Raw genomic sequence first — 10,986 nt, 5'->3', positions numbered from 1 at the left:
CACCGAACTGCTGGGGCGCCTGGCGCCGACCCTGCGCAAGAAGGCGCACAACTATCGGGAACGCGGGCTGGAGCTGAACGAGCTGGACATCATTGCCTTCTCAAGCCTGAAGCGCGAAGTGCTCGACCTGAACACCCACTTCCCGCCGCCCACCGAATACCTGCGCCAGGGCTGGCGTTCGCTGTCACTGGTCGGGCCAACCTTTGCCCGGGTGCTGTTCGCCCACCCCGATGCCCCGGATTTTCTGCGCGGCAACCTGGGCCGCAGCATCGTGTTCGACGTGGGCATCAGTCTTTGATCCACTGCACCGAATGTTTGCGATGGCGTACACTCGGCGCAAGAGATAGAAAGCATTATCATTTGTTTCAAGCGCTTGCCCGAACGCTGTAGCGTTTGGGCAGTCTCTAACGTCTACCTGACGAGGCCCCACCATGACCAGCCGCCTGAATCCAGAAGATCAGCGTCGCGTCGATGAGTATCTGCGAGCCCCCCAGCACCAAGTCGAGCGCAGGCCCTTCCGGCCGTGGCTGCTCCTTGCGCTGGTGGTGGCCGTGACCATCGGGTTGGGTCTCATCAGCCGCCTGCTCAGTGGACTGGTGCTATGAGCTGCTTCGCGCTCGCCCTCCCCTCGTGCAGTTTGCGGCCGGCCCCCAGGGCCAAGCATTCCGTAAACCTTATGAGATATCCCCATGACTCATCGCATCGTGATTGTCGGCGGCGGCGCCGGCGGCCTGGAACTGGCGACCCGCCTGGGTAAAACCCTGGGCAAGCGCAAGCAGGCCGAAATCACCCTGGTCGACGCCAACCTCACGCACATCTGGAAGCCGCTGCTGCACGAAGTGGCGGCCGGCTCGCTGAACTCCTCGGAAGACGAACTGAACTACGTGGCCCAGGCCAAGTGGAACCACTTCAACTTCCAGCTGGGGCGCATGAGCGGCCTGGACCGTGAAGGCAAGCAGATCCAGCTGGCCGCCACCCTCGATGAGGATGGCCGCGAGCTGCTGCCTGCGCGCACCCTGGGTTACGACACCCTGGTCATCGCCGTGGGCAGCAACACCAACGACTTCGGCACCTTGGGCGCGGCGCAGCACTGCCTGTTCCTCGACACCCGCAAGCAGGCCGAGCGCTTCCATCAGCAGCTGCTAAATCACTACCTGCGCGCCCACGCCGGCGATGTGGCCAGCGAGCAGATCAGCGTGGCCATCGTTGGCGCCGGCGCCACCGGTGTCGAGCTGGCAGCGGAGCTGCACCATGCGGCCCACGAACTGGCGGCCTATGGCCTGGACCGCATCCAGCCCAAGGACATGCACATCACCATCATCGAAGCGGGCCCGCGTGTGCTGCCCGCGCTGCCAGAGCGCATCAGCGTGCCGGTGCACAAGACCCTGGAAAAACTCGGGGTCAAGGTGCTGACCAACGCTGCGGTCAGCGAAGTGACCGAGGATGGCCTGAAGACCCAAGACGGTCAGCTGATCCAGGCCAGCCTGAAGGTGTGGGCGGCCGGTATCCGGGCGCCGGGCTTTCTCAAGGACATCGATGGCCTGGAAACCAACCGCATCAACCAGCTGGTGGTACGCCCTACCCTGCAGACCACCCGCGATGACAACATCTTCGCTTTCGGTGACTGCGCCGCCTGCCCGCAACCGGGCAGTGATCGTAATGTGCCGCCACGCGCACAGGCAGCGCACCAGCAGGCTTCGATGCTGGCGCAGAGCCTGAAGGCGCGACTGGAGAACAAACCGCTGCCGACTTACGCGTACAAGGACTACGGCTCGCTGGTGTCGCTGTCGCGTTTCTCGGCAGTGGGCAACCTGATGGGTAACCTGATGGGCAGCGTGAAGCTGGAGGGCTGGCTGGCGCGGATGTTCTACGTGTCGCTGTACCGCATGCACCAGATGGCGTTGTACGGGTTCTTCCGCACGGCGTTGATGATGCTGGGCAGCAAGATTGGCCGGGGCACCGAGCCGCGCCTGAAACTGCACTGACAGGCATGCCACAGAGGTTGCCTGTGCTGGCCTGATCGCCGGCAAGCCAGCTCCCACAGGGATTGCACAAGGCTCAACGCCTTTGCATTCCCTGGTAGGCGCGGGTTTACCCGCGAATGCGATAGTGGCCCTACAGCCGAATTCGCGGGCCGCTCCTACAAGGGGTGACGGTGTAGCAAAAAGCGCCCGGGAAGATCTGCACCGAAGGGTGCATTTTTTTGGGGCAAAAGAAAAAGGGCATCTCATACGAGATGCCCTTGTTTCATGGTGGGTCGTGTAGGATTCGAACCTACGACCAATTGGTTAAAAGCCAACTGCTCTACCAACTGAGCTAACGACCCAAAAATGGTCGGGGTGAGGGGATTCGAACTCCTGACATCCTGCTCCCAAAGCAGGCGCGCTACCGGACTGCGCTACACCCCGGGTCTTTCAAAAAAAAGGGCATCTCTTTGAGATGCCCTTTTTAACATGGTGGGTCGTGTAGGATTCGAACCTACGACCAATTGGTTAAAAGCCAACTGCTCTACCAACTGAGCTAACGACCCGGAAAATGGTCGGGGTGAGGGGATTCGAACTCCTGACATCCTGCTCCCAAAGCAGGCGCGCTACCGGACTGCGCTACACCCCGAGATGGCTCCGCGACCTGGACTCGAACCAGGGACCCAATGATTAACAGTCATTTGCTCTACCGACTGAGCTATCGCGGAACTGAACTTCGGTACATCTTTACTGCTTCGAAGTTTGTGTTAGCTTCGAACTCTTCAGCTTCTTAGCTTTCGCTTTGTCGCTGCTGAGGCCGGCTATTCTACATTCTTCGTTTTGCTTGTCAACCCCTTTTTTTCATTCAACTTACTGATTTGTAAGTTGTTTTGCGGTCACCTATGTTGCTGGTGATTCGCTTAGTGGCTGACAACGCGGCGTATATTAGGGGGACCCGTTTTAGGATGCAAGCAGAAATTTCAAAAATTTCAGCGGGTTACCCGGCAAGTCCGCAAAGGCCCGGAATTGCTGGGGCTGTGAGGGCCCTATCGCCGGCAAGCCAGCTGCCACATTGCCCTCCACAGCCTTCGAAAGCGGTGCTGAACCTGTGGGAGCTGGCTTGCCGGCGATAGGGCCAGCACAGAAAAACCGGTAAAAAAAAAGCCCCGCAAACGCGGGGCTCATGATGGAACAACTTATACAAAGACGATTTCGTCGCCTTCCACCTTGGCATCGATCGCCGTACCCGGCACAAACTTGCCTGCCAGGATCAACTGCGCCAGCGGGTTCTCGATCCAGCGCTGAATCGCCCGCTTCAGCGGCCGTGCGCCGTACACCGGGTCGTAACCCACGGCAATCAGCTTGTCCAACGCCTCCGGGGTCAGGCTCAGCGACAGCTCGCGTTCCAGCAAGCGGCTGCGCAGGCGGCCCAGCTGGATTTCGGTAATACCGGCAATCTGCTCGCGACCCAGCGGTTCGAACACCACCACTTCATCGATGCGGTTGATGAACTCTGGCCGGAAGTGCGCGCCCACTGCATCCATTACTGCCGCACGCTGTGCCTCGCGGTCGCCGACCAGCTCCTGGATCTGCGCCGAGCCCAGGTTGGAGGTCATCACGATCACGGTGTTGCGGAAGTCCACCGTGCGCCCGTGGCTGTCGGTCAGGCGGCCGTCTTCCAGCACTTGCAGCAGCACGTTGAACACATCCGGGTGAGCCTTTTCCACCTCGTCCAGCAGCACCACCGAGTAAGGCTTGCGCCGTACCGCTTCGGTCAGGTAACCGCCCTCTTCATACCCTACATACCCTGGTGGGGCGCCGATCAGGCGAGCCACGGAGTGTTTCTCCATGAACTCGGACATGTCGATGCGCACCATGGCCTCTTCGGTGTCGAACAGGAACTCGGCCAGCGCCTTGCACAGCTCGGTCTTGCCCACACCGGTCGGGCCAAGGAACATGAACGAACCACTCGGCCGGTTAGGGTCGGACAGCCCGGCGCGCGAGCGGCGCACGGCGTTGGCCACTGCGGTTACCGCCTCGCCCTGGCCGATCACGCGCTGGTGCAACAGGTCTTCCATCTTCAGCAGCTTCTCGCGCTCGCCTTCGAGCATCTTGGCCACTGGAATGCCGGTCCACTTGGACACCACTTCGGCAATTTCTTCCTCGGTCACCTTGTTGCGCAGCAACTGGTTCTCGGTCTTGCCGTGCTGGTCAACCATCTGCAGGCTGCGCTCCAGGTCCGGGATCACCCCGTACTGCAGCTCGGCCATGCGGCTGAGATCGCCTTTGCGACGAGCGGCTTCCAGCTCCTGGCGGGCTTGCTCGATCTTTTGCTGGATCTGGGCCGAGCCCTGCACTTCGGCCTTCTCGGACGCCCAGATTTCTTCCAGGTCGGAATACTCACGCTCCAAACGCTCGATTTCTTCGGTCAGCTTCTCGAGGCGTTTTTTGGCCGCTTCGTCTTCTTCCTTCTTAAGCGCCTGCGACTCCACCTTCAACTGGATCAGGCGGCGATCAAGGCGGTCGAGCACTTCCGGCTTGGAGTCGATCTCCATGCGAATGCGGCTGGCCGCTTCGTCGATCAGGTCGATCGCCTTGTCCGGCAACTGGCGGTCAGTGATGTAGCGGTGGCTGAGCTTGGCCGCAGCGATGATTGCGCCGTCGGTGATGGCCACCTTGTGGTGCACTTCATAACGCTCTTTAAGGCCGCGCAGGATGGCGATGGTGTCTTCCTCGCTCGGCTCCTCGACCAGCACCTTCTGGAAGCGGCGCTCCAGGGCGGCGTCCTTTTCGATGAACTGGCGATACTCGTTAAGCGTGGTGGCGCCCACACAGTGCAGTTCGCCACGGGCCAGGGCCGGCTTGAGCATGTTGCCGGCGTCCATGGCGCCCTCGCCTTTGCCGGCGCCGACCATGGTGTGCAACTCGTCGATGAACAGGATGATCTGGCCTTCCTGCTTGGACAGCTCGTTCAGCAGCGATTTAAGGCGCTCTTCGAACTCGCCACGGTACTTGGCACCGGCAATCAGCGCGCCCATGTCCAGCGCCAGCAGGCGCTTGCCCTTGAGGCCGTCGGGCACTTCACCATTGATGATGCGCTGGGCCAGGCCCTCGGCGATGGCAGTCTTGCCCACGCCGGGCTCACCGATCAGCACCGGGTTGTTCTTGGTACGGCGTTGCAGCACCTGCACGGTACGGCGGATTTCGTCGTCACGGCCGATTACCGGGTCCAGCTTGCCTTCTTCGGCACGCTTGGTCAGGTCGACGGTGTACTTGTCCAGCGCCTGGCGCGATTCCTCGGCGTTGGCGTCGTTGACGGCCGCGCCGCCACGCAGGTTGTTGATGGCATTTTCCAGGGCTTTCTTGGTCACGCCCTGGCTCAGCAGAACCTTGCCGAGTTTGCTGTTTTCGTCCATGGCGGCCAGCACCACCAGTTCGCTGGAAATGAACTGGTCACCCTTCTGCTGGGCCAGGCGGTCGGCCTGGTTGAGCAGGCGTGCCAGGTCCTGCGACATGTTCACGTCGCCGGTCGGGTTCTGGATTTTCGGCAGCTGGTCGAGTTCTTTCACCAGCGCCTGGCGCAGGCTGTTGATGTCGAAGCCGACCTGCATCAGCAGCGGCTTGATCGAACCGCCCTGCTGTTCAAGCAGTGCCTGCATCAGGTGCACGGGCTCGATGGCTGGGTGATCCATGCCAACGGCCAGGGACTGGGCATCGGATATGGCTAGTTGAAGCTTGCTGGTCAAACGGTCTATTCGCATGGTGTACCTTCCTTTAAAGGGCAGGTCGGAGCGATGGACAGCGCCTGTTCATGAAGAAACCTGCCTGAGATGACCTTATAGATAAGGCTGATTCTGGAAGATTCAAGCGTAGCGGGGTTGACCGGGGTCAACCTGTTGGATTAGTGCTGGGCCATTCGCGGGTGAACCCGCTCCCACAGGATCATCACTGGCCCCGAGGGCGATGCTGTACCTGTGGGAGCGGGCGTGCCCGCGAAGAGGCCGGTGCAGGCTAGCGCGGTTCCAGCCACACAAGGGAAGCAAACCGCCCACCCTGCGGGGTACGGCGATAGGAAAAGAACCGCTCATCACTGACCGTGCACCAGCCACCACCATAAACAGCCGTCACTCCACGCGCCGCCAGGCGAATACGCGCCAGCTCGTAGATGTCGGCCATCAGCTTGCCCGGCCGCTGTCCGTCGACAAAGGCCCGGGCCGCTTCAGGGTGCACGGCAGTAAAGGCATCCCGCACTTCCAGCCCGACTTCAAATGCCTTGGGGCCAATCGCCGGCCCCAGCCACACCAGCACCTCTTCCGGTGCCAGCGCCAGGCGGTCCAGCGTAGCTTCCAGCACCCCACCAGCCAGCCCGCGCCAGCCCGCATGTGCGGCCGCCACGCGGGTACCGGCCCGGTCGCAGAACAGCACAGGCAGGCAATCGGCAGTCATCACGGTACAGGCAACACCGGGCTGGTCAGTCCAGCTGGCGTCGGCCTCGGCCACCACGGCCGCGTCGGCATCCGCCACCACCAGCCCGTGCACCTGCTTGAGCCAGGCCGGCTGGATGGCGAACTCGTCGCTCAGGCGACGGCGGTTCTCGGCAACCGCAGCAGGGTCATCCCCCACATGATCGCCAAGGTTGAACGTTGCGTAGGGCGACTGGCTGATGCCGCCCTGACAGGTGGTGACACAGGCGCGAACCGAGGCCGGGGCTGGCCAGTCGGGCAATAGCAGCGACTGCGCCAGGCCACTCATCCGATAAAGCTCTCGCGGTCTTCGTTCAGCAGCGTCAGCAACCAGAGGAAGTCATCCGGCAGCGGCGACTCCCACTTCATGATCTCGCCGGTGATCGGGTGCGCCAGTGCCAGGAAACGCGCATGCAGCGCCTGACGCGGGAAGGTCTTGACCGCCTCGACCATCGTCGGGCTCGCAGCAGGCGGGATGCGGAAACGCCCGCCGTAGGTCTGGTCGCCGACCAGCGGGAACCCGACATGCGCCATGTGCACGCGGATCTGGTGGGTACGGCCGGTCTCCAGCTTGACCCGCACATGAGTGTGCGAGCGGAAGCGCTTGAGCACGCGGTAGTGGCTGACCGCCGGCTTGCCGCCATCGGTTACCGCCATGCGCTGGCGCATGCCGCCGTGGCGACCGATCGGGGCGTCGATCTTGCCGCCGGCAGTCACCACGCCAATCACGATGCACTCGTAGATGCGGCTGACCTTGCGGCTTTGCATCTGCTCGACCAGCTTGGTCTGCGCCTGCAGGGTCTTGGCCACAACCATCAGACCGGTGGTGTCCTTGTCCAGGCGGTGGACGATGCCGGCACGCGGCACATTGATGATGTCTGGCACGTGGTGCAGCAGCGCATTGAGCAGGGTACCGCTGGCATGGCCGGCGGCCGGGTGCACAACCAGCCCGGCGGGCTTGTTGATCACCATGATATGGTCGTCTTCGTAGACGATATCCAGCTCGATGTCTTCTGCGATCCACTCGCCCTGGGCCTCTTGCTCGGCCTGCAGGGCAAGTACGGCGCCACCATAGACGGTGTCACGAGGGCGCACGACGGCGCCATCGACCGTCAGGCGGCCCTCTTTGATCCACGTGGTAAGCCGCGAACGCGAGTACTCAGCGAACAATTGGGCGGCGACCTGGTCGAGGCGTTGACCGCCCAGATCGGACGGTACCTCTGCACTAAGTTGAATGATCTCGGACATGCTCGATTCGGCGGGCGCACAGCCTTTGGTTTCGGCTGCGAGCTTGTGGTTAAATACGGCTTCTTTTGTCCCGGGGTTGGCCGGGGCGCTCATCATAACAGGACGGCACCGCCCAAGACAGCGGCCGTCAAAGGGACGCAAGCCGCCATGCGAGTGAAACACCTGCTGCTGATCGCCATCCTCGGGCTTACCGCGGCCTGTTCCTCCAATAAGGAAGTCATCGACGAGAACCTCAGCGAGGCCGAGCTGTACCAGCAGGCCCAGGCTGATCTGGACAACTCCAGCTACACCAGCGCCGTGAACAAGCTCAAGGCCCTGGAGTCGCGCTACCCGTTCGGCCGCTATGCCGACCAGGCGCAGCTCGAGCTGATCTACGCCAACTACAAGAACTCCGAGCCCGAGGCTGCCAAGTCGGCCGCCGAGCGCTTCATCCGCCTGCACCCGCAGCACCCGAACGTCGACTACGCCTACTACCTCAAGGGCCTGACCTCGTTCGACCAGGACCGCGGCCTGCTGGCACGCTTCCTGCCACTGGACATGACCAAGCGTGACCCGGGTGCCGCCCGCGACTCGTACAACGAGTTCGCCCAGCTGACCAGCCGCTTCCCCAACAGCCGCTACGCGCCAGACGCCAAGCAGCGCATGATCTACCTGCGCAACCTGCTGGCTTCCTACGAAATTCACGTGGCCGACTACTACCTGAGCCGCCAGGCTTACGTGGCAGCCGCCAACCGTGGCCGCTACGTGGTAGAGAACTTCCAGGAAACCCCATCGGTCGGCGACGGCCTGGCGGTGATGGTCGAGTCGTACCAGAAGATGCACCTGGACGAACTGGCCGCCACCAGCCTGGAAACCCTCAAGCTCAACTACCCGGACCACCCGAGCCTGGCCGATGGCGAGTTCCAGCCCAAGCAGACCGAGTCTGACGGTCGTGGCTGGTTGTCCAAGGCCACCTTGGGCCTGATCGAGACCGACGCCCCGCTGCCGCCGGGCGAAACCCGCGCCAACCAGGACGTGGTCAAGCAGTTCCAGGATGCCCGCGACGAGATGCCGCAAGAACTGCTGCCCAAAGACGAAGATGGCAACCCGATCGTGCCGGAAGGCCCGAAAGAAGCCGAGAAAGACCGTTCGTGGTTCAGCTACATGACCTTTGGTCTGTTCGACTGACGCACTGCGGTACATGAAAGGGAGGCCTTGGGCCTCCCTTTTTTATTGCCCGCGTCCTAGACTGTCGGCTTCTTCAATCGACAAGCTGGACACCATGGTTCGCCTACTTTTCTGGATCGCCCTGATCGCCGCCGCGTTCTGGCTGTGGCGCAAGTTCAAAGTCAGCCAGCAGTCGCGCCCCGAAGCGAAGCTCGACGCGCCGCTGCAGATGGTGCGCTGTGCCCATTGCGGCGTGCACCTGCCCAATGACCGCGCGCTTCAGCGCGGCGGTGAGTGGTACTGCAGCCCGGCGCACCTGCAGCAAGGCCCTGGCAAGCAGGGCTGAGTCGGCACTGATAAACGGCTGAGTTGTCTACAGGCCCTCAGCCCAACCGACCCGCCGGCGCATACGGCGCCGGGTCGATGATCGGCTCGGCCCCTGTCAGCAGGTCGGTAAACAATTGGCACGATGCCGGCGCCAGCACCAGCCCGTTGCGATAATGCCCGCAGTTCAACCACAGCCCCGCATGCCCAGGCACCGGCCCGATGTAAGGAATCCCCTCCGGCGACCCAGGCCGCAGCCCGGCCCAGTGCGCCACCACCGTGGCCCCTTCTAGCCCAGGCAGCAACTCGGCTGCAGATGCCTTCAGGCTATCCAGGGCATCGTCGGTCGGGGTCTTGTCATACCCGGCATGCTCCAGCGTGCTGCCCACCAGAATGTGCCCGTCACGGCGCGGGATGGCGTAGCGCCCCTTGGCCAGGACCATGCTCGGCAGGAAGTCTTCGGCACACTTGAACAGGATCATCTGGCCCTTCACCGGCTCCACTGGCAGCTCAAGACCAAGCGTGCGCAGCAGGTCACCACTCCAGGCGCCGGCACTGAGCACTACCTCATCCGCCACCAGCACGCCATCGGCAGTCTGCACCCCGGTCACCCGACCATCTTGATGAACGAAACCGGTGACCTGGCAGTGTTCGCGCAAGGTCACGTTCGGCAATGCCAGCAGCGCCGCCTTCAGCGACTTCACCAGGCGCGGGTTGCGCACATTGGCCACGCCAGCCATGTAGATGGCCCGCTTGAACCCCGGCCCCAATACCGGCACCGCGTCATAAGCTGCCGAGATATCCACGGCACTCAGCGGCCGCTGCTCGCGCTCGGCCCAGGCCAGGGCTTCGGCCTCGTCGTCCAGGTCCAGCCAGTACAGGCCGGTAGTGTGCACTTCAGGGTCGAGGCCGGTGCTGGCGAACAAACGTTCGCCCAGCTGTGGATAAAAGTCCTGCGACCAGTGCGCCAGGGCGGTCACCGCCGGGCTGTAGCGCCACGGGTACAGCGGCGAGACGATGCCACCGCCGGCCCAGGACGACTCGCGACCGACCTCGCCCTGATCACACACCACCACCTGGCCGACCTTCGCCGCCAGGTTGAATGCCGTCAGCAGACCAATCACCCCGCCGCCGACCACCACTACTTGCTTGCTCATCTGTCGATCCAACATCTGAAGTAAAACCGCGATGCACCGGGCACCATTCAACCTTCAGCTTCCCCAGCAGCGCTCGCTCGCCTCGACGGCACCCGGGTTGCGCTGCACGCCAGCCTGGTCGAGCTGGAAATCACCACAGCGATCCTGCGCCATCAGCCCATGCGGCAGCCGCCGGGCGTGCAGCGTGAAGGTATCGCTGTCGCGCCGGGCCTGCAGGCTGTAGTGGCGGTTACCGTCGGGCAACGCCGGGTTGCCCTCGGCGTATTGGCCGGTGCGCACGCGGTGGCGCTCCAGGCGCAGCGCGGCATCGTGCAACAGGCCAACCACTTCGCTGCGCGCGGCTCGCCGAAGCTGGTCGCTGTAACTGGGGTAGGCAATGGCTGCCAGAATGCCGGTGACGGCCAGCACAATCAACAACTCGATCAGGCTCAAGCCTTGCTGCATGTCAGTCTCCTCTCGCTCTTTGTCGCCAGGTAATGCGCTGGGTCTGGTCGCCGACCACGGCATAGACAGCCTCCAGCACATGCCTTGGCTGAGTGTCGAGGCTCACGGCCGTTACCCGGAACAAGGTGACCTGCTGCCCTGGGGGCATGTGTGCAGCACCGTTGCTGGTACCCAGGTTCTGCAGCTGGAAAAAGCCGGTTGGCGCACGCTGCCATTGCCCGCCCAAATCGTGCGGTCGAG

The 10,986-nt window shown here is 62.8% G+C and carries 10 protein-coding genes, 5 tRNA genes and 1 pseudogene; 5 read left to right on the top strand and 11 right to left on the bottom strand.

Annotation, left to right across the window (positions count from 1 at the left end):
- The 3 genes from HP547_RS22080 to HP547_RS22070 form a co-directional block, all read left to right on the top strand.
- Positions 1 to 298 (top strand): DUF1780 domain-containing protein (locus tag HP547_RS22080; protein ID WP_172287425.1); only part of this gene is annotated, 298 nt, incomplete at its 5' end.
- Between the two features lie 133 nt (positions 299 to 431).
- Positions 432 to 605: a DUF3094 domain-containing protein gene (locus HP547_RS22075; RefSeq protein WP_144170447.1), complete on the top strand. Its 174-nt coding sequence runs from the start codon at positions 432 to 434 to the stop codon at positions 603 to 605.
- 84 nt (positions 606 to 689) lie between these two features.
- On the top strand, positions 690 to 1,985 hold the full coding sequence (locus HP547_RS22070; protein ID WP_172228574.1) for an NAD(P)/FAD-dependent oxidoreductase: 1,296 nt from the start codon (positions 690 to 692) through the stop codon (positions 1,983 to 1,985).
- Between the two features lie 265 nt (positions 1,986 to 2,250).
- Here HP547_RS22070 and HP547_RS22065 read toward each other — a convergent pair.
- The 8 genes from HP547_RS22065 to rluD form a co-directional block, all read right to left on the bottom strand.
- Positions 2,251 to 2,326: transfer RNA gene (locus HP547_RS22065), tRNA-Lys, on the bottom strand.
- Positions 2,327 to 2,331: 5 nt separating this feature from the next.
- Positions 2,332 to 2,408, bottom strand: a tRNA-Pro gene (locus HP547_RS22060).
- Positions 2,409 to 2,454: 46 nt separating this feature from the next.
- Positions 2,455 to 2,530: transfer RNA gene (locus HP547_RS22055), tRNA-Lys, on the bottom strand.
- Positions 2,531 to 2,536: 6 nt separating this feature from the next.
- Positions 2,537 to 2,613, bottom strand: a tRNA-Pro gene (locus HP547_RS22050).
- Between the two features lie 3 nt (positions 2,614 to 2,616).
- A tRNA-Asn gene (locus HP547_RS22045) sits at positions 2,617 to 2,692 on the bottom strand.
- Between the two features lie 468 nt (positions 2,693 to 3,160).
- Entirely contained in the window at positions 3,161 to 5,725 is a 2,565-nt protein-coding gene (clpB, locus tag HP547_RS22040; protein ID WP_172228576.1) for an ATP-dependent chaperone ClpB, read from the bottom strand.
- Positions 5,726 to 5,975: 250 nt separating this feature from the next.
- Positions 5,976 to 6,716 carry a peptidoglycan editing factor PgeF gene (pgeF, locus tag HP547_RS22035; RefSeq protein WP_172287424.1) on the bottom strand — a complete coding sequence of 247 codons (741 nt, stop codon included), beginning with the start codon at positions 6,714 to 6,716 and terminating at the stop codon, positions 5,976 to 5,978.
- A complete protein-coding gene (gene rluD, locus HP547_RS22030; RefSeq protein ID WP_172228580.1) occupies positions 6,713 to 7,675 on the bottom strand; it encodes a 23S rRNA pseudouridine(1911/1915/1917) synthase RluD in 963 nt (320 codons plus the stop codon). The genes pgeF and rluD overlap by 4 nt, the downstream gene beginning before the upstream one ends.
- Before the next feature lie 147 nt (positions 7,676 to 7,822).
- Between rluD and HP547_RS22025 the strand changes: the two genes are divergently transcribed.
- Positions 7,823 to 8,842, top strand: a complete 1,020-nt coding sequence (locus HP547_RS22025) for an outer membrane protein assembly factor BamD (RefSeq protein ID WP_172287423.1) — start codon at positions 7,823 to 7,825, stop codon at positions 8,840 to 8,842.
- A 94-nt stretch (positions 8,843 to 8,936) separates the two neighbouring features.
- Complete coding sequence (locus tag HP547_RS22020) at positions 8,937 to 9,167, top strand: PP0621 family protein (protein WP_172231245.1); 231 nt, start codon at positions 8,937 to 8,939, stop codon at positions 9,165 to 9,167.
- A 37-nt stretch (positions 9,168 to 9,204) separates the two neighbouring features.
- Here HP547_RS22020 and thiO read toward each other — a convergent pair whose 3' ends face one another.
- From thiO to HP547_RS29385, 3 genes and pseudogenes are all read right to left on the bottom strand, one after another.
- Complete coding sequence (gene thiO / locus HP547_RS22015) at positions 9,205 to 10,302, bottom strand: glycine oxidase ThiO (RefSeq protein ID WP_172231248.1); 1,098 nt, start codon at positions 10,300 to 10,302, stop codon at positions 9,205 to 9,207.
- A gap of 54 nt (positions 10,303 to 10,356) precedes the next feature.
- Positions 10,357 to 10,746 carry a type IV pilin protein gene (locus tag HP547_RS22010; RefSeq protein WP_172231251.1) on the bottom strand — a complete coding sequence of 130 codons (390 nt, stop codon included), beginning with the start codon at positions 10,744 to 10,746 and terminating at the stop codon, positions 10,357 to 10,359.
- Between the two features lies 1 nt (position 10,747).
- Positions 10,748 to 10,986: pseudogene (locus tag HP547_RS29385) on the bottom strand (hypothetical protein); the annotation flags it as partial.

The sequence above is a fragment of the Pseudomonas sp. CM27 genome, assembly GCF_013179515.1.
GTDB lineage: Bacteria > Pseudomonadota > Gammaproteobacteria > Pseudomonadales > Pseudomonadaceae > Aquipseudomonas.
Note: the sequence above shows the minus strand (reverse complement) of the source record. Positions and strands in the feature narration are given on the sequence as shown.